This is a genomic window from Streptomyces sp. BK79, assembly GCF_044142145.1.
In the GTDB taxonomy this organism is placed as follows: Bacteria; Actinomycetota; Actinomycetes; order Streptomycetales; family Streptomycetaceae; genus Streptomyces.
On the sequence record NZ_JBHVOC010000006.1, the window covers coordinates 45,602 to 67,645 of the forward strand.

Annotated in this window: 16 protein-coding genes and 1 pseudogene; 15 read left to right on the forward strand and 2 right to left on the reverse strand. The window is 68.3% G+C overall.

Features of this window, described 5'->3' with window-relative positions:
* Window positions 1-152: 152 nt before the first annotated feature.
* The 7 genes from rplK to ACFIF2_RS08970 all read left to right on the forward strand — a co-directional run bounded on the left by rplK (window position 153) and on the right by ACFIF2_RS08970 (window position 11,787).
* Window positions 153-587 carry a 50S ribosomal protein L11 gene (gene rplK, locus ACFIF2_RS08940; protein WP_395572004.1) on the forward strand — a complete coding sequence of 145 codons (435 nt, stop codon included), beginning with the start codon at window positions 153-155 and terminating at the stop codon, window positions 585-587.
* 85 nt (window positions 588-672) lie between these two features.
* Window positions 673-1,398 (forward strand): 50S ribosomal protein L1, encoded by a 726-nt coding sequence (gene rplA / locus ACFIF2_RS08945; protein WP_395572005.1) that lies wholly within the window; start codon window positions 673-675, stop codon window positions 1,396-1,398.
* A 163-nt stretch (window positions 1,399-1,561) separates the two neighbouring features.
* Window positions 1,562-2,356 (forward strand): hypothetical protein, encoded by a 795-nt coding sequence (locus ACFIF2_RS08950; RefSeq protein WP_395572006.1) that lies wholly within the window; start codon window positions 1,562-1,564, stop codon window positions 2,354-2,356.
* 325 nt (window positions 2,357-2,681) lie between these two features.
* A complete protein-coding gene (rplJ, locus tag ACFIF2_RS08955) occupies window positions 2,682-3,212 on the forward strand; it encodes a 50S ribosomal protein L10 (protein ID WP_073725156.1) in 531 nt (176 codons plus the stop codon).
* A 115-nt stretch (window positions 3,213-3,327) separates the two neighbouring features.
* On the forward strand, window positions 3,328-3,717 hold the full coding sequence (gene rplL, locus ACFIF2_RS08960) for a 50S ribosomal protein L7/L12 (protein ID WP_063482831.1): 390 nt from the start codon (window positions 3,328-3,330) through the stop codon (window positions 3,715-3,717).
* A gap of 587 nt (window positions 3,718-4,304) precedes the next feature.
* Window positions 4,305-7,790, forward strand: a complete 3,486-nt coding sequence (rpoB, locus tag ACFIF2_RS08965; RefSeq protein WP_395572007.1) for a DNA-directed RNA polymerase subunit beta — start codon at window positions 4,305-4,307, stop codon at window positions 7,788-7,790.
* Window positions 7,791-7,887: 97 nt separating this feature from the next.
* Entirely contained in the window at window positions 7,888-11,787 is a 3,900-nt protein-coding gene (locus ACFIF2_RS08970; RefSeq protein ID WP_395572008.1) for a DNA-directed RNA polymerase subunit beta', read from the forward strand.
* Window positions 11,788-11,866: 79 nt separating this feature from the next.
* Here ACFIF2_RS08970 and ACFIF2_RS08975 read toward each other — a convergent pair whose 3' ends face one another.
* On the reverse strand, window positions 11,867-13,162 hold the full coding sequence (locus ACFIF2_RS08975) for a hypothetical protein (RefSeq protein WP_395572009.1): 1,296 nt from the start codon (window positions 13,160-13,162) through the stop codon (window positions 11,867-11,869).
* Window positions 13,163-13,263: 101 nt separating this feature from the next.
* Between ACFIF2_RS08975 and ACFIF2_RS08980 the strand changes: the two genes are divergently transcribed.
* The 8 genes and pseudogenes from ACFIF2_RS08980 to ACFIF2_RS09015 all read left to right on the forward strand — a co-directional run.
* Complete coding sequence (locus ACFIF2_RS08980) at window positions 13,264-14,292, forward strand: glycosyltransferase family 2 protein (RefSeq protein ID WP_395572010.1); 1,029 nt, start codon at window positions 13,264-13,266, stop codon at window positions 14,290-14,292.
* A gap of 289 nt (window positions 14,293-14,581) precedes the next feature.
* Complete coding sequence (gene rpsL, locus ACFIF2_RS08985; protein ID WP_003948652.1) at window positions 14,582-14,953, forward strand: 30S ribosomal protein S12; 372 nt, start codon at window positions 14,582-14,584, stop codon at window positions 14,951-14,953.
* 2 nt (window positions 14,954-14,955) lie between these two features.
* Entirely contained in the window at window positions 14,956-15,426 is a 471-nt protein-coding gene (gene rpsG, locus ACFIF2_RS08990) for a 30S ribosomal protein S7 (protein WP_003974303.1), read from the forward strand.
* A gap of 39 nt (window positions 15,427-15,465) precedes the next feature.
* The gene (gene fusA / locus ACFIF2_RS08995; RefSeq protein WP_395572011.1) at window positions 15,466-17,592 is read left to right on the forward strand and encodes an elongation factor G; all 2,127 of its coding nucleotides are present in this window, start codon (window positions 15,466-15,468) and stop codon (window positions 17,590-17,592) included.
* Window positions 17,593-17,763: 171 nt separating this feature from the next.
* Complete coding sequence (gene tuf, locus ACFIF2_RS09000) at window positions 17,764-18,957, forward strand: elongation factor Tu (protein WP_053135585.1); 1,194 nt, start codon at window positions 17,764-17,766, stop codon at window positions 18,955-18,957.
* A gap of 218 nt (window positions 18,958-19,175) precedes the next feature.
* On the forward strand, window positions 19,176-20,072 hold the full coding sequence (locus ACFIF2_RS09005; protein ID WP_395572012.1) for a hypothetical protein: 897 nt from the start codon (window positions 19,176-19,178) through the stop codon (window positions 20,070-20,072).
* Entirely contained in the window at window positions 20,069-20,314 is a 246-nt protein-coding gene (locus ACFIF2_RS09010; RefSeq protein ID WP_395572013.1) for a hypothetical protein, read from the forward strand. The genes ACFIF2_RS09005 and ACFIF2_RS09010 overlap by 4 nt, the downstream gene beginning before the upstream one ends.
* Window positions 20,315-20,353: 39 nt before the next feature.
* Window positions 20,354-20,461, forward strand: a pseudogene (locus tag ACFIF2_RS09015) (DNA-binding response regulator); the annotation flags it as partial.
* A 108-nt stretch (window positions 20,462-20,569) separates the two neighbouring features.
* On the opposite strand, the gene ACFIF2_RS09020 reads toward ACFIF2_RS09015, so the two are convergent.
* Complete coding sequence (locus tag ACFIF2_RS09020) at window positions 20,570-21,943, reverse strand: carbohydrate-binding protein (protein WP_395572014.1); 1,374 nt, start codon at window positions 21,941-21,943, stop codon at window positions 20,570-20,572.
* Between the last annotated feature and the right edge of the window lie 101 nt (window positions 21,944-22,044).

Genomic DNA, 22,044 nt, shown 5'->3' on the forward strand with positions numbered 1-22,044 from the left:
GCTTCCGGACAGGTCAGACAGGCGCTACGGCAGCCGGTCTGACCTGCTCGGTTTTTGGCCGCGCATCTATACCCGTTATCGTTGTGCGGTATGCCTGTGTCCGGGTCGTCCCGTGTGCAGGCAGGACCCGAATCGAAAGGACCCGGAGAGCTATGCCTCCCAAGAAGAAGAAGGTCACGGGGCTCATCAAGCTCCAGATCCAGGCCGGTGCCGCGAACCCGGCCCCGCCGGTCGGCCCCGCGCTGGGTCAGCACGGCGTGAACATCATGGAGTTCTGCAAGGCCTACAACGCCGCGACCGAGTCGCAGCGTGGCTGGGTCATCCCGGTGGAGATCACGGTCTACGAGGACCGCTCCTTCACCTTCATCACCAAGACCCCGCCGGCCGCGAAGATGATCCTCAAGGCCGCGGGCGTGGAGAAGGGCTCCGGCGAGCCGCACAAGACCAAGGTCGCCAAGATCACCCAGGCGCAGGTCCGCGAGATCGCCGAGACCAAGATGCCCGACCTCAACGCCAACGACCTGGACGCCGCGTCGAAGATCATCGCCGGCACCGCCCGTTCCATGGGCGTCACGGTCGAGGGCTGACCTCCACCCCCGTAAGCCAGCAGCAGTAGTGGCAGGGCCTGCTCGGCCCGCACCACGACTCCTCAGAAGCCAAACAGGAGCAGTAGTGAGCAAGCGCAGCAAGTCTCTCCGCGCTGCGGACGCCAAGATCGACCGGGACAAGCTCTACGCCCCGCTCGAGGCCGTCCGTCTCGCCAAGGAGACCTCCACGACCAAGTTCGACGGCACCGTCGAGGTCGCCTTCCGCCTGGGTGTCGACCCGCGCAAGGCCGACCAGATGGTCCGTGGCACCGTGAACCTCCCGCACGGCACCGGTAAGACCGCCCGGGTCCTGGTCTTCGCGACCGGTGACCGTGCCGAGGCCGCGCGTGCCGCGGGCGCCGACATCGTCGGCGCCGACGAGCTGATCGACGAGGTGGCGAAGGGCCGTCTGGACTTCGACGCCGTCGTCGCCACCCCGGACCTCATGGGCAAGGTCGGCCGCCTCGGCCGCGTGCTCGGTCCGCGTGGTCTGATGCCGAACCCGAAGACCGGCACCGTCACCCCCGATGTCACCAAGGCTGTCAACGACATCAAGGGCGGCAAGATCGAGTTCCGCGTCGACAAGCACTCGAACCTGCACTTCATCATCGGCAAGACGTCGTTCGACGACACCAAGCTGGTGGAGAACTACGGCGCGGCGCTGGAGGAGATCCTCCGTCTGAAGCCGTCCGCCGCCAAGGGCCGGTACATCCGGAAGGCCGCCATCAGCACCACGATGGGCCCCGGCATCCCGATCGACTCCAACCGCACCCGCAACCTCCTCGTCGAGGAGGACCCGGCGGCGGTCTGAGCCCACGGCTCGCCCAACCGGTTCACGGGCCCCGCACCTTCCGAGGTGCGGGGCCCGTTCCCGTTTCCCGCGGGACGTTCCCCGTACAGCTGTCCGTACCCTGCGTTAACGTGCGGGCAGGGCGGGCTCGCGGGGCGGGCACAGGGGCACAGGGGGTGGGCGGATGAGGAGCACGACGGCACGCCGTACGGTCGTCTCGGTCGCGGTGACGGTCGCGCTGGCGTGCGTCACGGCCTGCACCCCGTCCAGCGGATCCCCCGGCTCCGCGGACTCCGCCGACCCGTCCGCGGCGCCCCTGCGCTCCGTGGAACGGGCCACCGGACGGGCCGGCTCGGCACGGGTCGAGTCCACGACCGTCATGGGCACCGAACTCTCCCTGGGCGCCGTCGGCGCCCTCGGCTGGCGCGACGGCATCACCGGCACCCTGACGATCACGTACACGGGCGGCACGACCGCCGAGACCATGCGCGGGCTCGGCACCACCGCCATGGAGGCCCGGTACCTGCCCGACGCCTACTACGCCCGGATGGGCGACGCGTTCGCCGACCGGGCCGGCGGCAGGCACTGGATCAGGTACGTCTACGCCGACCTGGAGGGCCTCGGGAGCGGCGCGGCCGGCCTCGCGGAAGGGATGCGCGACACCGCGCCCCACCAGGTGGTGAAGCGGCTCCTGGCCTCCGGCGACGTGCGCAGGGTGGGGGACGAGGAGACCCGCGGCCGGCGCACCACGCACTGGAGGGGCACGCTGGACGGCGCCGCCCGGCAGACCGTCGACATCTGGGTGGACGACCGGGACCTGCTGGTCAAGAAGGTCGAGCGGGGGCGGACGGAGACCGGGGAGCTGACCCAGACCGCGTACTACAGCGACTACGGCGTCGCGGTGTCCGCGAAGCGCCCGCCGGCCGCCGACACCGCGGACTTCACCGAGCTGCTGGGGCAGGCGCGCGGCGACGGCTGACCCGCTGGAGGTCCCGGGGTCACCGCCCGGTCCGGTCGCCGTACGGGTGGATTTGCTTGACACTGCCCCGTTCACGTACGCTCTCCCAGAAGCCAAAGACCGCTGGTCGTTGCCGTGTGCTCGCGAGAGTCACGGTGGCCGAAGGATCCGCTGAACTGCGGACGACCCGCGCAGGTGACTGTGGATGAACTCCCGGAGTGCCCGCCCCGTGCGGATGCCGTCCGGTCGAGTCACGCCCCGTGCGCCTGCGCCGGGGCGTTTCGTTTTCCCCAGTCCTCCTTCGGGTCCGCGCGGTCCGAATCACCCGGAAGGAGGCCGAGGCTCTATGGCGACGCCCGAAAAGGCTGCCGCGGTTGCCGAGCTGACGGACAAGTTCCGCAGCTCCAACGCCGCCGTGCTGACCGAGTACCGCGGTCTCACCGTGGCGCAGCTCAAGACGCTGCGCCGGTCGCTCGGTGAGAACGCCCAGTACGCCGTGGTGAAGAACACGCTGACCAAGATTGCGGCCAACGAGGCCGGGATCACGCTCGACGACCAGCTCTTCGCTGGTCCGACGGCCGTCGCCTTCGTCACCGGTGACCCGGTGGAGTCGGCGAAGGGTCTGCGCGACTTCGCCAAGGACAACCCGAACCTCGTCATCAAGGGCGGTGTCCTTGACGGCAAGGCGCTGTCCGCCGACGAGATCAAGAAGCTTGCGGACCTCGAGTCCCGCGAGGTTCTGCTCTCCAAGCTGGCCGGTGCCATGAAGGGCAAGCAGTCGCAGGCTGCCTCTGTCTTCCAGGCGCTGCCGTCGAAGCTCGTCCGCACCGTGGACGCGCTCCGTGCCAAGCAGGACGAGCAGGGCGGTGCCGAGTAATTCGGCTCGCTTTCTGACCCACGCCGCCTAGCGGCAACGGTCGCAGCGGGCCCGACGTACGCCCGCCTCACCCCGTACATCCGGCACCTGCCGAATTAGTGGAAGGACCGCCATCATGGCGAAGCTCAGCCAGGACGACCTGCTCGCCCAGTTCGAGGAGATGACCCTCATCGAGCTCTCCGAGTTCGTGAAGGCCTTCGAGGAGAAGTTCGACGTCACCGCCGCCGCCGCCGCGCCGGTCGTCGTCGCGGGTGGTGCCGCTGGTGGCGCCGCCGCCGAGGCCGCCGAGGAGAAGGACGAGTTCGACGTCATCCTCACCGGCGCCGGCGACAAGAAGATCCAGGTCATCAAGGTCGTGCGTGAGCTGACCTCCCTGGGTCTGAAGGAGGCCAAGGACCTCGTGGACGGCGCCCCGAAGCCCGTCCTCGAGAAGGTCGCCAAGGACGCCGCCGAGAAGGCCGCCGAGTCCCTCAAGGGCGCCGGCGCCTCCGTCGAGGTCAAGTAAGACCGCACCGGCTCCAACGGATCCGACAGGGTCTGTAACGCCGTAGCACCGAAGAGCGATCATCCATCCGGGTGGTCGCTCTTCGGCGTTGAGGGGGTCCGGTGGCGGCTGCCTTGCACGCGTCGCGGCGAAGAGTATGGTGATCTTCGTCGTGCCGTCTCCAGGGCCCTGAGAGCCGCTGGAGACAACCGGTTCGGGCCAAGGGGGGCCTTGACGAACCGCACGCAGCGCGCAATTCTCAGGGCGTCGTCAAAGGATCCGTATCCGAGGCATGGATCGACGACGAAGAGGGCAGTATCAACGTGCGTTGAGGGCGAGGCCTTGCCGCAGGTGGTGAGAACAACGAGGAGCGAACACGGTCCCCGAGAACCGCACTGGACATCAGTGGGCCAAGTGGCTACACTGACCCTTTGCGCTGCCTGTTAGTTGCCCCCTGCCCGTCACCAGGGGTCTGCCCTCGCCCGAGCACCGACGACCAGAGCATGCCTGACCTGGCTTTTCAGCCATAAAAGGCACCCCCTGTCTTCGTGCACGGAAGAGGGGCCGGTACGCGCGTAGTGAGTCCGAGCCCTCGGAAGGACCCCCTCTTGGCCGCCTCGCGCAATGCCTCGACCGCGAATACGAACAACGCTGCCAGCACCGCCCCGCTGCGCATCTCCTTTGCAAAGATCAAGGAGCCCCTCGAGGTTCCGAACCTTCTCGCGCTGCAAACCGAGAGCTTCGACTGGCTGCTCGGCAACGACGCGTGGAAGGCTCGCGTCGAGTCGGCTCTGGAGTCCGGTCAGGACGTCCCCACCAAGTCCGGTCTGGAAGAGATCTTCGAGGAGATCTCGCCGATCGAGGACTTCTCCGGGTCGATGTCGCTGACGTTCCGCGACCACCGCTTCGAGCCCCCCAAGAACAGCATCGACGAGTGCAAGGACCGCGACTTCACGTACGCGGCCCCGCTCTTCGTCACCGCCGAGTTCACCAACAACGAGACCGGCGAGATCAAGTCCCAGACGGTCTTCATGGGCGACTTCCCGCTCATGACCAACAAGGGCACCTTCGTCATCAACGGCACCGAGCGTGTCGTCGTGTCGCAGCTGGTCCGTTCGCCGGGCGTCTACTTCGACTCCTCGATCGACAAGACGTCCGACAAGGACATCTTCTCCGCCAAGATCATCCCGTCCCGGGGTGCCTGGCTGGAGATGGAGATCGACAAGCGCGACATGGTCGGTGTCCGCATCGACCGCAAGCGCAAGCAGTCCGTGACCGTCCTGCTCAAGGCTCTCGGTTGGACCACCGAGCAGATCCTCGAGGAGTTCGGCGAGTACGAGTCCATGCGCGCCACCCTGGAGAAGGACCACACCCAGGGCCAGGACGACGCGCTGCTCGACATCTACCGCAAGCTGCGTCCGGGCGAGCCCCCCACGCGTGAGGCCGCGCAGACGCTGCTCGAGAACCTCTACTTCAACCCGAAGCGCTACGACCTCGCCAAGGTCGGCCGCTACAAGGTGAACAAGAAGCTCGGCGCCGACGAGCCGCTGGACGCCGGCGTCCTCACCACCGACGACGTCATCGCCACCATCAAGTACCTGGTGAAGCTGCACGCCGGTGAGACCGAGACGGTCGGCGAGTCGGGCCGGGAGATCGTCGTCGAGACCGACGACATCGACCACTTCGGCAACCGCCGCATCCGCAACGTCGGCGAGCTGATCCAGAACCAGGTCCGTACGGGTCTCGCCCGTATGGAGCGTGTCGTGCGCGAGCGCATGACGACCCAGGACGTCGAGGCGATCACGCCGCAGACCCTGATCAACATCCGGCCGGTCGTCGCCTCCATCAAGGAGTTCTTCGGCACCAGCCAGCTGTCCCAGTTCATGGACCAGAACAACCCGCTGTCGGGGCTGACGCACAAGCGTCGTCTGAACGCCCTCGGCCCGGGTGGTCTCTCCCGTGAGCGGGCCGGCTTCGAGGTCCGTGACGTTCACCCGTCGCACTACGGCCGCATGTGCCCGATCGAGACGCCCGAAGGCCCGAACATCGGTCTGATCGGCTCGCTCGCCTCGTACGGCCGGATCAACCCGTTCGGTTTCATCGAGACCCCGTACCGCAAGGTCGTCGAGGGCCAGGTCACCGACGAGGTCGACTACCTGACCGCCGACGAGGAGGACCGCTTCGTCATCGCGCAGGCCAACGCCACGCTCAACGACGACATGCGCTTCTCCGAGGCCCGCGTCCTGGTCCGCCGCCGTGGCGGAGAGGTCGACTACGTCCCCGGTGACGACGTCGACTACATGGACGTCTCGCCGCGCCAGATGGTGTCGGTCGCGACCGCCATGATCCCGTTCCTCGAGCACGACGACGCCAACCGTGCCCTCATGGGCGCGAACATGATGCGTCAGGCGGTGCCGCTCATCAAGAGCGAGTCCCCGCTGGTCGGCACCGGCATGGAGTACCGCTCCGCCGCCGACGCCGGCGACGTGGTCAAGGCCGAGAAGGCGGGTGTGGTCCAGGAGGTCTCCGCGGACTACATCACCACGACCAACGACGACGGCACGTACATCACGTACCGCCTGGCCAAGTTCGCCCGCTCCAACCAGGGCACCTCGGTCAACCAGAAGGTCATCGTCAACGAGGGCGACCGGGTCATCGAGGGCCAGGTCCTCGCCGACGGTCCGGCCACCGAGAACGGCGAGATGGCGCTCGGCAAGAACCTGCTGGTCGCGTTCATGCCGTGGGAGGGTCACAACTACGAGGACGCGATCATCCTGTCGCAGCGCCTCGTGCAGGACGACGTCCTCTCCTCGATCCACATCGAGGAGCACGAGGTCGACGCCCGTGACACCAAGCTCGGCCCCGAGGAGATCACCCGGGACATCCCGAACGTCTCCGAGGAGGTCCTCGCCGACCTCGACGAGCGCGGCATCATCCGCATCGGTGCCGAGGTCGTCGCCGGCGACATCCTCGTCGGCAAGGTCACGCCCAAGGGTGAGACCGAGCTGACCCCCGAGGAGCGCCTGCTCCGCGCGATCTTCGGTGAGAAGGCGCGCGAGGTGCGCGACACCTCCCTGAAGGTGCCGCACGGCGAGATCGGCAAGGTCATCGGCGTCCGCGTCTTCGACCGCGAAGAGGGCGACGAGTTGCCGCCGGGCGTGAACCAGCTGGTCCGCGTCTACGTCGCGCAGAAGCGCAAGATCACCGACGGTGACAAGCTCGCCGGCCGTCACGGCAACAAGGGCGTCATCTCCAAGATCAACCCGATCGAGGACATGCCGTTCCTGGAGGACGGCACCCCGGTCGACATCATCCTGAACCCGCTGGGTGTCCCGTCCCGAATGAACCCGGGACAGGTCCTGGAGATCCACCTCGGCTGGCTCGCCAGCCGCGGCTGGGACGTCTCCGGCCTCGCGGAGGAGTGGGCGCAGCGCCTCCAGGCCATCGGCGCCGACAAGGTCGAGCCCGGCACCAACGTCGCCACCCCGGTCTTCGACGGTGCGCGCGAGGACGAGCTGGCCGGTCTGCTCCAGCACACCATCCCGAACCGCGACGGCGAGCGCATGGTGCTCCCGTCCGGCAAGGCGCGGCTGTTCGACGGCCGCAGCGGTGAGCCGTTCCCCGAGCCGATCTCGGTCGGCTACATGTACATCCTCAAGCTCCACCACCTGGTCGACGACAAGCTGCACGCCCGGTCGACCGGCCCGTACTCGATGATCACCCAGCAGCCGCTGGGTGGTAAGGCCCAGTTCGGTGGCCAGCGCTTCGGTGAGATGGAGGTGTGGGCGCTGGAGGCTTACGGCGCCGCGTACGCCCTCCAGGAGCTGCTGACCATCAAGTCCGACGACGTGACCGGCCGCGTGAAGGTCTACGAGGCCATCGTCAAGGGCGAGAACATCCCTGAGCCCGGCATCCCCGAGTCCTTCAAGGTGCTCATCAAGGAGATGCAGTCCCTGTGCCTCAACGTGGAGGTGCTGTCCAGTGACGGTATGTCCATCGAGATGCGTGACACCGACGAGGACGTCTTCCGCGCTGCGGAGGAGCTCGGCATCGACCTGTCCCGGCGCGAGCCGAGCAGCGTCGAAGAGGTCTGACGGGAGTCCGGCGGGCCTTGAGCGATCAAGGCCCGCCGGCCCCAGGACCCCCGTATCAGACCCCAAGACTTACAACCCTGAGAGGGATTGACGCATAGTGCTCGACGTCAACTTCTTCGACGAGCTCCGGATCGGTCTGGCCACCGCTGACGACATCCGTCAGTGGAGCCACGGCGAGGTCAAGAAGCCCGAGACGATCAACTACCGCACGCTCAAGCCCGAGAAGGACGGACTCTTCTGCGAGAAGATCTTCGGTCCGACCCGGGACTGGGAGTGCTACTGCGGCAAGTACAAGCGTGTCCGCTTCAAGGGCATCATCTGTGAGCGCTGTGGCGTCGAGGTCACGCGTGCCAAGGTGCGCCGTGAGCGGATGGGCCACATCGAGCTCGCCGCTCCCGTCACCCACATCTGGTACTTCAAGGGCGTCCCGTCGCGCCTCGGCTACCTGCTCGACCTCGCCCCGAAGGACCTCGAGAAGGTCATCTACTTCGCGGCGTACATGATCACGTTCGTGGACGAGGAGCGTCGTACCCGCGACCTGCCGTCCCTGGAGGCGCACGTCTCCGTCGAGCGTCAGCAGATCGAGAACCGTCGCGACTCCGACCTGGAGGCCCGCGCCAAGAAGCTCGAGACGGACCTCGCCGAGCTGGAGGCCGAGGGCGCCAAGGCCGACGTGCGCCGCAAGGTGCGCGAGGGTGCCGAGCGTGAGATGAAGCAGCTGCGCGACCGTGCGCAGCGCGAGATCGACCGCCTCGACGAGGTGTGGAACCGGTTCAAGAACCTCAAGGTCCAGGACCTCGAGGGCGACGAGCTGCTCTACCGCGAGCTGCGTGACCGCTTCGGCACGTACTTCGACGGCTCGATGGGTGCCGCGGCGCTGCAGAAGCGCCTGGAGTCCTTCGACCTCGACGAGGAGGCCGAGCGCCTCCGCGAGATCATCCGCACCGGCAAGGGCCAGAAGAAGACCCGTGCGCTCAAGCGCCTCAAGGTCGTCTCCGCGTTCCTGCAGACCAGCAACAGCCCCAAGGGCATGGTGCTGGACTGCGTGCCGGTCATCCCGCCGGACCTGCGTCCGATGGTGCAGCTGGACGGTGGCCGCTTCGCGACCTCCGACCTGAACGACCTGTACCGCCGCGTGATCAACCGCAACAACCGCCTGAAGCGGCTTCTCGACCTCGGCGCGCCCGAGATCATCGTGAACAACGAGAAGCGCATGCTCCAGGAGGCCGTGGACGCCCTCTTCGACAACGGTCGTCGCGGTCGCCCGGTCACCGGTCCCGGCAACCGCCCGCTGAAGTCCCTGAGCGACATGCTCAAGGGCAAGCAGGGTCGTTTCCGTCAGAACCTGCTCGGCAAGCGAGTCGACTACTCGGCGCGTTCCGTCATCGTCGTCGGCCCGCAGCTGAAGCTGCACCAGTGCGGTCTGCCCAAGGCCATGGCGCTGGAGCTCTTCAAGCCGTTCGTGATGAAGCGCCTGGTCGACCTGAACCACGCGCAGAACATCAAGAGCGCCAAGCGCATGGTCGAGCGCGGCCGCACGGTCGTGTACGACGTGCTGGAAGAGGTCATCGCGGAGCACCCGGTTCTGCTGAACCGTGCGCCCACGCTGCACCGCCTCGGCATCCAGGCCTTCGAGCCGCAGCTGGTCGAGGGCAAGGCCATCCAGATCCACCCGCTCGTCTGCACCGCGTTCAACGCGGACTTCGACGGTGACCAGATGGCCGTCCACCTGCCGCTCTCCGCGGAGGCGCAGGCCGAGGCCCGCATCCTGATGCTGTCCTCGAACAACATCCTCAAGCCGGCCGACGGCCGTCCGGTGACGATGCCGACCCAGGACATGGTCCTCGGTCTGTTCTTCCTCACCACCGACGGCGAGGGCCGGGACCTCAAGGGCGAGGGCCGTGCCTTCGGGTCCGCCGCCGAGGCGATCATGGCGTTCGACGCGGGCGACCTGTCGCTCCAGTCGAAGGTCGACATCCGCTTCCCGGTGGGCACCATCCCGCCCCGCGGCTGGGAGCCCCCGGCGCGCGAGGAGGGTGAGCCGGAGTGGCAGCAGGGTGACACCTTCACCCTGAAGACCACGCTGGGCCGCGCGCTCTTCAACGAGCTGCTGCCCGAGGACTACCCCTTCGTCGACTACGAGGTCGGCAAGAAGCAGCTCTCCGAGATCGTCAACGACCTCGCCGAGCGCTACCCGAAGGTCATCGTGGCGGCGACGCTCGACAACCTGAAGGCGGCCGGCTTCTTCTGGGCGACCCGTTCCGGCGTCACCGTGGCCATCTCCGACGTCGTCGTTCCCGAGGCGAAGAAGGAGATCGTCAAGGGCTACGAGGCGCAGGACGAGAAGGTCCAGAAGCAGTACGAGCGCGGTCTGATCACCAAGGACGAGCGCACGCAGGAGCTCATCGCGATCTGGACCAAGGCGACCAACGAGGTCGCCGAGGCGATGAACGACAACTTCCCGAAGACCAACCCGATCTTCATGATGGTGAACTCGGGCGCACGAGGCAACATGATGCAGATGCGTCAGATCGCCGGTATGCGTGGTCTGGTGTCGAACGCGAAGAACGAGACGATCCCGCGTCCGATCAAGGCGTCGTTCCGTGAGGGCCTGTCCGTGCTGGAGTACTTCATCTCCACGCACGGTGCCCGTAAGGGTCTGGCGGACACCGCTCTGCGTACCGCCGACTCGGGTTACCTCACGCGTCGTCTGGTCGACGTCTCCCAGGACGTCATCATTCGCGAGGAGGACTGCGGCACCGAGCGCGGTCTGCGGCTGCGGATCGCCGAGCGCGGCGCCGACGGCGTCCTGCGCAAGACGGACGACGTCGAGACCAGCGTCTACGCCCGCATGCTCGCCGAGGACGTCGTCATCGACGGCAAGGTGATCGCGCCGGCCAACGTCGACCTCGGTGACGTGCTCATCGACCAGCTCGTGCACCACGGTGTCGAGGAGGTCAAGACCCGTTCGATCCTGACCTGCGAGTCCCAGGTCGGCACCTGCGCCATGTGCTACGGCCGCTCCCTGGCCACCGGCAAGCTGGTCGACATCGGTGAGGCGGTCGGCATCATCGCCGCCCAGTCCATCGGTGAGCCCGGTACCCAGCTGACGATGCGTACCTTCCACACCGGTGGTGTGGCCGGTGACGACATCACCCAGGGTCTGCCGCGTGTCGTCGAGCTCTTCGAGGCCCGTACCCCGAAGGGTGTCGCCCCGATCTCCGAGGCCTCCGGCCGCGTGCGGATCGAGGAGACCGAGAAGACGAAGAAGATCGTCGTCACCCCCGACGACGGCAGCGACGAGACGGCGTTCCCGATCTCGAAGCGTGCCCGTCTGCTGGTGGGCGAGGGCGACCACGTCGAGGTGGGCCAGAAGCTCACCGTGGGTGCCACCAACCCGCACGACGTGCTGCGCATCCTGGGTCAGCGTGCCGTCCAGGTCCACCTGGTCGGCGAGGTCCAGAAGGTCTACAACTCGCAGGGCGTGTCGATCCACGACAAGCACATCGAGATCATCATCCGGCAGATGCTGCGCCGCGTGACGATCATCGAGTCCGGCGACGCCGAGCTGCTGCCCGGCGAGCTGGTCGAGCGGTCGAAGTTCGAGACCGAGAACCGTCGTGTGGTCCAGGAGGGCGGTCACCCGGCCTCCGGTCGTCCGCAGCTGATGGGTATCACCAAGGCCTCGCTGGCGACGGAATCCTGGCTGTCGGCCGCCTCCTTCCAGGAGACGACCCGAGTCCTGACGGACGCGGCGATCAACGCCAAGTCCGACAGCCTCATCGGCCTCAAGGAGAACGTCATCATCGGTAAGCTCATCCCGGCCGGTACGGGCCTGTCCCGCTACCGCAACATCCGGGTCGAGCCGACCGAGGAGGCCAAGGCCGCGATGTACTCGGCCGTCGGCTACGACGACATCGACTACTCGCCGTTCGGCACGGGCTCCGGCCAGGCCGTTCCGCTGGAGGACTACGACTACGGTCCGTACAACCAGTAGGCGGGCAGCCGCTTGAACGCCTGAAGGGCGGTCACCCCCACGGGGTGGCCGCCCTTCGGCGTGGGTGCGGGACGGGTGCCTACGGCACGCCCAGCTCGAAGATGACGTAGTGCGCGTACCAGCCGGAGGCGAGGGCGGCCGTGGTGAAGAAGACCGCCAGGCTCGGGAGCTTCAGGCGGGCCAGGGCCGCGGCCGGGGCGAGGAGCAGGGGGAAGGCCGGCAGCAGGTAGCGCATGGTGTTGCCGAACATCTGCTGGGTGCCGAGGACCGTGATGATCGTCGCCAGCGTGTACGCGACGAGGACCAGCGGGGGCTTCTTGCGCAGCATCAGGGCGATGAGGAAGGGCAGCGCCAGCACCAGCTGGAGGGAGAGCAGGTCGGGCGTGGAGAAGGCGAAGACGTAGTCGCCCTTGCCGACCGCGAGGTTGCGCAGCACGTCCAGGGTGTAGGCGCCGTAGTCGAAGAAGTGCGCCCAGCCGTCGCGCTGGAGGGTGAAGTACGCCGTCGCCTCGCCGGTGCTGTAGCCGACCCAGGCGATGTAGCCGAGCAGGCCCAGGGGCGCCACGACCATGGCGTAGACGGGGCCTCGTACGCCGTGCTCGCGGCGGGACGCCGGGCGGGCCAGGGTCACCAGCGCGGCGAGGCCCACGGCGCCTATGAGGACGGCGGAGGTCGGGCGGTTCAGGCCCGCGGTGAAGGCGAGCAGGCCGGCCGCGACCCAGCGCTTGGTCATCACGGCGTAGCAGGCCCAGGCGGCGATGGCGACGAAGAGGGACTCGGAGTACACCGCCCACTCGACGCCCGCGCCGGGGGCGACGGCCCACAGCCCGGCGGCGACGGTGCCCGCGCGGGCACCGGCGAGGAGGCGGACCACGGCGAAGACGCCGGCCGCCGCGACGAAGGAGGAGACGACGGAGACGAGGATGCCGGAGCCGTACAGGCCGAGGCCCGTGGTCTCCGAGACCATGCGGATCAGGGCCGGGTAGAGCGGGAAGAAGGCGACCGAGTTCTGCTGGACCGTGAACAGGCCGTCGCCGCCGAGCCGCACCAGGGACGGGCTGTAGCCGTGCTCGGCGACCTGGAGGTACCACCAGCCGTCCCAGGTGCCGAGGACGTCCCACCAGTGGGCGCCGCCACCGAAGCGCGGGTTCTTCCCCTTGTAGTCCCCGGCGTACTCCAGCAGGGAGGCGAAGACCGCGAGACCGACGAGCTTCGTGACGCCGTAGAGGAGGAGCGGCGCCAGGTAGGGGCGCGCGGCGGGCGGGAGGGACGGGGGCCACGACCGCCAGGAGTGCTCCCGGCGGTCGTCGGACAGCCTCTTCTCCTGTGCGCCGGGCGACGCGTCGTTCACCGTGTCGTCGGCAGCCGTGTCCATGGCTGTCATCCCCCTCGGGCCATCCTCAACCGTCAATTGCTGCCATAAGATCGCACAAGAGTCGCACACCTGTGCTCGATGTTCGGGGGAGGGGAGGCGCGGTGCCCGAGGAACGGGACGCGGAACGGCACGAAGCGATCGTGCTGTCGGTCGTCATCCCGATGTACAACGAGGAAGAGGTCCTGCCCGCGCTGGTCAGCAGGCTCCGGCCGGTCCTGACGGAGCTGGGCGTCCCCCACGAGGTCGTCGCGGTGGACGACGGCAGCGGTGACCGCACGGCGGAGCTGCTGGCCGCCTTCCGGCTGGGCTGGCCGGAGCTGCGGGTGGTCGCGCTGCGCCGCAATTCCGGCCACCAGGCGGCTCTCACCGCCGGGCTCGACCGGGCGGCGGGCGCCTACGTCGTCAGCCTCGACGCCGACCTCCAGGACCCGCCGGAGAAGATCCCCGACATGCTGGCGCTGGCTCGCGCACAGGGCCTCGACATCGTGTACGGGGTCCGCGCGGACCGCAGCAGCGACAGCGGGTTCAAGCGGTGGACGGCGGGCTTCTACTACCGGCTCATGCGGCGCCTGGCCGGTCCCTCGGTCCCCGCGCAGGCCGGCGACTTCCGGCTGCTGAGCCGGGCCGCCGTGGAGGCGCTGAAGGCCCTGCCGGACCAGCAGCGGGTCTACCGGCTCCTGGTGCCGTGGCTGGGCTTCCCGAGCGGGCAGGTGACGTACGAGCGGGCGCCGCGCACCGCGGGCCGCACCAAGTACCCGCTGGGCCGGATGATCCGGCTCGCGGTCGACAGCGTCACCGGGTTCTCCGCGGCCCCGCTGCGGATCGCCACCTGGCTGGGCGCCGGTTCCTTCGTGGTCTGCCTCGCGCTGCTGGTCTACACGCTGACCGCCTTCGCCCTGGGCCGCACGGTGCCGGGGTGGACGTCGCTGTTCACCGGCATCGTCTTCATCGGGGGCGTCCAGCTGGTCTGCGTCGGCCTGCTCGGCGAATACGTGGGGCGCATCTACACGGCCGTGCAGAACCGGCCGACGTACTTCGTCCGCCACGACACGGCGGCCGCGCCCGGCGAGGAGCCGGGCGCCGCCGCCGACGAGGCAAGCGAGCCGCGGGTGCCGTTGCCCCGGGCCTGAGGCACCCGGCGCCGACGGGGACACGGTCGGACGAATCGGGTGCCGCTGGCGGTCACGCCCATTTGTTTTGACCGCAGCGAATGCGATAGGTACGCTCAGACCTTGTGCCTGGGGTGTGCCCTGGCCCTCGCGCGTGCCTTCAACCGCAGCGAGGGTCGTGACCGGCCACCGCGATCCGCGTTTCCCCCTGCCTGGCGGCAGGGGTTGCCGGGTCCGACACACCCGACCGCGTGGGTCGGAGGCGTTCCAGGTTAGCTTCACCATTCGGCACACAGAAACCGGAGAAGTAGTGCCTACGATCCAGCAGCTGGTCCGGAAGGGCCGGCAGGACAAGGTCGAGAAGAACAAGACGCCCGCACTCGAGGGTTCGCCCCAGCGTCGCGGCGTCTGCACGCGTGTGTTCACGACCACCCCGAAGAAGCCGAACTCGGCCCTGCGTAAGGTCGCGCGTGTGCGTCTGACCAGCGGGATCGAGGTCACCGCTTACATTCCGGGTGAGGGGCACAACCTGCAGGAGCACTCCATCGTGCTCGTGCGCGGCGGCCGTGTGAAGGACCTGCCTGGTGTTCGTTACAAGATCATCCGCGGTTCCCTCGACACCCAGGGTGTCAAGAACCGCAAGCAGGCCCGCAGCCGCTACGGCGCCAAGAAGGAGAAGTAAGAATGCCTCGTAAGGGCCCCGCCCCGAAGCGCCCGGTCATCATCGACCCGGTCTACGGTTCTCCTCTGGTGACCTCCCTGATCAACAAGGTGCTGCTGAACGGCAAGCGCTCCACCGCCGAGCGCATCGTCTACGGCGCCATGGAGGGCCTGCGCGAGAAGACCGGCAACGACCCGGTCATCACGCTCAAGCGCGCTCTCGAGAACATCAAGCCGACCCTCGAGGTCAAGTCCCGCCGCGTCGGTGGTGCGACGTACCAGGTGCCGATCGAGGTCAAGCCCGGTCGCGCCAACACCCTCGCGCTGCGCTGGCTCGTCGGTTACTCCCGCGCCCGTCGCGAGAAGACCATGACCGAGCGTCTGCTCAACGAGCTTCTCGACGCTTCGAACGGCCTCGGTGCGGCCGTCAAGAAGCGCGAGGACACGCACAAGATGGCCGAGTCCAACAAGGCCTTCGCGCACTACCGCTGGTAGTCGCTACCCACATCGAGACCGAGAGAAGACTGAAGCCTTATGGCTACCACTTCACTTGACCTGGCCAAGGTCCGCAACATCGGGATCATGGCCCACATCGACGCGGGCAAGACGACCACCACCGAGCGGATCCTGTTCTACACGGGTGTGTCGTACAAGATCGGTGAGGTCCACGACGGCGCCGCCACGATGGACTGGATGGAGCAGGAGCAGGAGCGTGGCATCACGATCACGTCCGCTGCCACCACCTGCCACTGGCCGCTCGAGAACGACGACTACACGATCAACATCATCGACACCCCCGGGCACGTCGACTTCACCGTCGAGGTGGAGCGTTCCCTGCGTGTGCTCGACGGTGCCGTGACCGTGTTCGACGGTGTCGCCGGTGTCGAGCCGCAGTCCGAGACGGTGTGGCGTCAGGCCGACCGTTACGGCGTGCCGCGCATCTGCTTCGTCAACAAGCTGGACCGTACCGGCGCCGAGTTCCACCGCTGCGTGGAGATGATCTCGGACCGCCTGGGCGCCCAGCCGCTCGTCATGCAGCTCCCGATCGGTGCCGAGGCCGACTTCAAGGGCGTCGTGGACCTGGTCCGCATGAAGGCGCTCGTGTGGTCCGCCGAGGCCGCCAAGGGCGAGATGTACGACACCGTCGACATCCCGGCCACGCACACCGAGGCCGCCGAGGAGTGGCGCGGCAAGCTGGTCGAGGCCGTCGCGGAGAACGACGAAGAGATCATGGAGCTGTTCCTGGAGGGCCAGGAGCCCACCGAGGAGCAGCTGTACGCCGCGATCCGTCGTATCACCATCGCGTCCGGCAAGTCCGACGACACCACGGTCACCCCGGTGTTCTGCGGCACCGCGTTCAAGAACAAGGGCGTCCAGCCCCTGCTCGACGCGGTCGTGCGCTACCTGCCGACCCCGCTCGACGTCGAGGCCATCGAGGGCCACGACGTCAAGGACCCCGAGGTCGTCGTCAAGCGCAAGCCGTCCGAGGACGAGCCGCTGGCCGCGCTCGCGTTCAAGATCATGAGCGACCCGCACCTCGGCAAGCTCACCTTCGTCCGGGTCTACTCGGGCCGCCTGGAGTCCGGCACCGCCGTGCTGAACTCCGTCAAGGGCAAGAAGGAGCGCATCGGCAAGATCTACCGCATGCACGCCAACAAGCGTGAGGAGATCGAGTCGGTGGGCGCCGGCGACATCGTCGCCGTCATGGGCCTGAAGCAGACCACCACCGGTGAGACGCTGTCCGACGACAAGAACCCGGTGATCCTGGAGTCCATGGACTTCCCGGCGCCGGTCATCCAGGTCGCCATCGAGCCCAAGTCGAAGGGCGACCAGGAGAAGCTGGGCGTCGCGATCCAGCGCCTCGCCGAGGAGGACCCGTCGTTCCAGGTCCACTCGGACGAGGAGACGGGCCAGACCATCATCGGTGGTATGGGCGAGCTGCACCTCGAGGTGCTGGTCGACCGTATGCGCCGTGAGTTCAAGGTCGAGGCCAACGTCGGCAAGCCGCAGGTCGCCTACCGTGAGACGATCCGCAAGACCGTCGAGCGCGTGGACTACACCCACAAGAAGCAGACCGGTGGTACCGGTCAGTTCGCCAAGGTGCAGATCGCGATCGAGCCGATCGAGGGCGGCGACGCCTCGTACGAGTTCGTGAACAAGGTGACCGGTGGCCGCATCCCGAAGGAGTACATCCCTTCGGTGGACGCCGGCGCCCAGGAGGCCATGCAGTTCGGCATCCTGGCCGGCTACGAGATGACGGGCGTCCGCGTCACGCTCATCGACGGTGGCTACCACGAGGTCGACTCCTCCGAGCTCGCGTTCAAGATCGCCGGTTCGCAGGCCTTCAAGGAGGCCGCGCGCAAGGCTTCGCCCGTGCTCCTGGAGCCGATGATGGCCGTCGAGGTCACCACGCCCGAGGACTACATGGGTGAGGTCATCGGCGACATCAACTCCCGCCGTGGCCAGATCCAGGCCATGGAGGAGCGGGCGGGTGCCCGCGTCGTGAAGGGCCTCGTGCCCCTGTCGGAGATGTTCGGCTACGTCGGAGACCTCCGCAGCAAGACGTCGGGTCGCGCAAGCTACTCGATGCAGTTCGACTCCTACGCCGAGGTTCCCCGGAACGTCGCCGAGGAGATCATCGCGAAGGCCAAGGGCGAGTAACGGGCTACTCCGTTTAACGGACCCCGTTCACACGCTTTAGGCTTGACCCCGGAGCCTGCAAGGGTCATTCCGTCGCCAACCCGACGGAATGACCCGGGTCCGGGTTTCCCAGCAAAGATCACCTGGCGCCGATGAGTAAGGCGTACCAGAACCACTCTCAGGAGGACCCCCGTGGCGAAGGCGAAGTTCGAGCGGACTAAGCCGCACGTCAACATCGGCACCATCGGTCACATCGACCACGGTAAGACGACCCTCACGGCCGCCATTACCAAGGTGCTGCACGACGCGTACCCGGACCTGAACGAGGCCTCGGCCTTCGACCAGATCGACAAGGCTCCCGAGGAGCGCCAGCGCGGTATCACCATCTCGATCGCGCACGTCGAGTACCAGACGGAGACCCGTCACTACGCCCACGTCGACTGCCCCGGTCACGCGGACTACATCAAGAACATGATCACGGGTGCGGCGCAGATGGACGGCGCCATCCTCGTGGTCGCCGCCACCGACGGCCCGATGCCGCAGACCAAGGAGCACGTGCTCCTGGCCCGCCAGGTCGGCGTTCCGTACATCGTCGTCGCCCTGAACAAGGCCGACATGGTGGACGACGAGGAGATCCTGGAGCTCGTCGAGCTCGAGGTGCGCGAGCTCCTCTCCGAGTACGAGTTCCCGGGCGACGAGCTTCCGGTCGTCAAGGTCTCCGCTCTGAAGGCCCTCGAGGGCGACAAGGAGTGGGGCAACTCGGTCCTCGAGCTCATGAAGGCCGTGGACGAGTCCATCCCGGAGCCCGAGCGCGACGTCGACAAGCCGTTCCTGATGCCGATCGAGGACGTCTTCACCATCACCGGTCGCGGTACGGTCGTCACCGGCCGCATCGAGCGTGGTGTCCTCAAGGTCAACGAGACCGTCGACATCATCGGCATCAAGACCGAGAAGACCACCACCACGGTCACCGGCATCGAGATGTTCCGCAAGCTCCTCGACGAGGGCCAGGCCGGTGAGAACGTCGGTCTGCTCCTCCGTGGCATCAAGCGCGAGGACGTCGAGCGCGGCCAGGTCATCATCAAGCCCGGTTCGGTCACGCCGCACACCGAGTTCGAGGCCCAGGCCTACATCCTGTCGAAGGACGAGGGTGGCCGTCACACCCCCTTCTTCAACAACTACCGTCCGCAGTTCTACTTCCGTACGACGGACGTGACCGGCGTCGTGACCCTCCCCGAGGGCACCGAGATGGTCATGCCGGGTGACAACACCGAGATGAAGGTGGAGCTCATCCAGCCCGTCGCCATGGAAGAGGGCCTGAAGTTCGCCATCCGCGAGGGTGGCCGGACCGTGGGCGCCGGCCAGGTCACCAAGATCAACAAGTAAGCTCCGCTTGCTTGTCGGTCCACCGACCTGACATGGGCTGATGCCTGAGAAGGGGCCCGTACGACTTCGGTCGTACGGGCCCCTTCCGCGTTGCCGGGAGTGAGGGGGGCCGGCCGCGGTGCCCGACGCGTCAACGACGCGTCGGGCGGGTTCACTCGATCGCGGGGCGGGGTGGCATATCTGCCTGGCAATGTCCCCCACTCTTCTAGATTCGCCGCATGGTCAGTTCATCCCACGAGGCGCTGCACCGGATCTTCCAGGAGGATCCGGCGCTCTTCGCCCGTGCCGTCAGAACGCTGGGCGTCTCGTTCGCCGAACCGGTCTCCGCGGTTCCCCTCACCACCGACCTCACCGAGAACCGTCCGGTGGAGCGGCGCGTGGACACGCTGCTGCGCATGGAGACCGGCGACGGCGGCAGCTTCCTGCTCGCCGTCGAGTCGCAGGGCAAGCGCGACCACGACAAGCCGGCGAGCTGGGCGTACTACGTGTCGCACCTGCACGCCAAGTACCGGTTGCCGCCGGTCCTGCTGGTCGTCTGCGCCGACCGGCGTACGGCGGCCTGGGCGGCCCGGCAGGTCGACATCGGCCCACCGCAGTGGCCCTCGCTCACCGTGCGTCCCCTGGTCCTCGGGCCGGACCAGCTGCCCGTGATCGACAGTCCCGACGAGGCGGCGCGAGACATCCCGCTGACCGTCCTGTCCGCGGCGCTGCACCGCCGGGACCCGGACGCCGATGCCATACTGAAAGCGCTGGCATCGGCGCTGAAGGGCCTGTCGGCCGACGACGAGAACACGGCAAGCATCTTCATCGAGCTCACGGAACAAGGCCTCGGCAAGACGCCGGCCGCGGACCTCTGGAGGCAGATCATGGCCGCCGACCTTTCCTTCTTCCAGTCGGAGACTGCGCAGAGCCTCAGGGCGGAGGGGCGCAACGAGGGGCGTGCCGAGGGGCGTGCCGGGGCGCTTCTTCTGTTGTTGGACCGTCGGGGTGTGGGGGTTTCGGAGGAGGAGCGGGCGCGGATCTCCGGGTGTACCGACATGGAGGTGCTGGACGTCTGGTTGACGCGGGCGATCACGGCTTCGTCGGCGGCGGAGGTGTTCGGGGAAGGGGAGTGAGCCGCGAGGCCGCCGACCTTTCCTTCTTCCAGTCGGAGACTGCGCAGAGCCTCAGGGCGGAGGGGCGTGCCGAGGGGCGTGCCGGGGCGCTTCTTCTGTTGTTGGATCGTCGGGGTGTGGGGGTTTCGGAGGAGGAGCGGGCGCGGATCTCCGGGTGTACCGACATGGAGGTGCTGGACGTCTGGTTGACGCGGGCGATCACGGCTTCGTCGGCGGCGGAGGTGTTCGGGGAGGGGGAGTGAGGCGTCGTAGGTGGCGGTGACTGCGGTGAGGGCCGTTAGGCGGCGGTGGGCAAGCACGTGGGTGGCATCCTCGCCAAGCTCGACCTGCCCCCGGCGGACGGCACGCACCGCAGGGTGCTGGCGGTGCTGGCGTACTTGCGGGCCTGACGGCAAGGGCCTGACGCGGGGACGGGGCCGGGCCCGGGTGCTCTCCCTGCGCACCCGGGCCCGGCCCCGACGCCCCCGTGGGGCGGTCCCCCGTCGGTCTCGGTCAGCTCACACGCGCTGCCACAGCGCCGGCACGTTCGGCGGTTCCCAGCCCTGGTGGGCCTGGTGGCCCTGGAGGCAGCGGTAGGTGGCGCCGGCGTACGTGACGGTGTCGCCCGCCTGGTAGACGGTGCCGGCCGCCCAGGTGCCGCCGCCGGGGGGCGGCTCCTCGGGACCGCCGCCGCCGGTCGTCTTCAGGGTGAGGCCGTAGTTCTGGAGCAGCGGGTTGATCGGCTGGAAGAACGTCGTACCGCCGCTGCGGCAGTCGCCCGAGCCGCCCGAGGTGACGCCCTGCGCCTGGCTGCCGGAGATGTACGAGCCGCCGGAGTCGCCGGGCTCGGCGCACACCGTGGTGCGGGTGACGCCGCTGATGGTGCCCTCGGGGTAGGTCACGCTGGTGTTGTGCTGCTGGACGGTGCCGCAGTGCCAGCCGGTGGTGGAGCCGGAGCGGCACACGGACGCGCCGACCGGGGCCTGCGTGGACCCGGTGACCTGGACGTTCTGGCCGCCGGCGCCGCTGACGTACGGGGTCGCCGTCCAGCTGGAGTTGACGGCCACCCACGCCATGTCGCGGCCCGGGAAGACCGACCCCTGGAAGGTGCCCTGGGCCACCCGGTTGGCGCCGCTGGTGCTCGCGCCGGTCCGGCCGCAGTGGCCGGCGGTGGCGAAGCCCTGCTGCGTGCCCTTGGTGACGGGGAAGCCGATCGAGCAGCGCCCGCTGTTGTTGATGTAGTACGCCTCGCCGCCCCGCAGGTCGTACAGCGGGCGGGGCCGCTCGGACGTCCGCTCCACGCGCGCGAGTCCGGCGCCGACGCCGGCCGCGTCGAGGAGGGCGCGGGCGGCGGACGGGCGCAGGGCCCGCACGGTGACCGTGTTCGTCCGTACGTCGACGTACCGCACGGGCGCGTCGGCGGCGGCCTCGCCCCGCGCCGCTGCGGCCCGGTCGAGGCGGGCCTTGGCCGCGTCCAGGTCGGCGAGGGAGTGCCGGACGACCTTCGCCACCGCGCCCTCGGCCTCGATCATCGCGACGTCGGCCGCGTCGATCGTCGCCACGGTCAGCGTGCCGGACTCGGCACCCCGCACCCACGCGCCCGCGAAGTCGCCGCCGAGCGCGGCGCGCAGCCGGCCCGCCGTGGCGCCCGCCTCGGCCTCGTTGGCGAGACGGCGTTCGGCCTGCCGCCGGTCGAGACCGAGGTCGCGTTCCATCGCCCGGAGCAGGGCGGGCGGGGCGGCGTCGGTACGGAGGGACTCGGCGGCGGTGGGGGCGGTGTCGGAGGGGGCCGTCCCGGCGCTCGCGGAGCCGCTGAGCCCGGCCACGAGCAGGGCGGCCGTCGCCGCGAGCGCGGCGCCCGCGGCTCTGACTCCGGTCTGTCGGTGGGGCATGGGGGATCTCCTCGGTCTCGGTGGGGAGGTGCCGAAACCGTAGGGAAAGCCGGCCGGTCGCCATAAGACGTCGGCCGGCCCTCTCCCCGGTGTTATGGAAG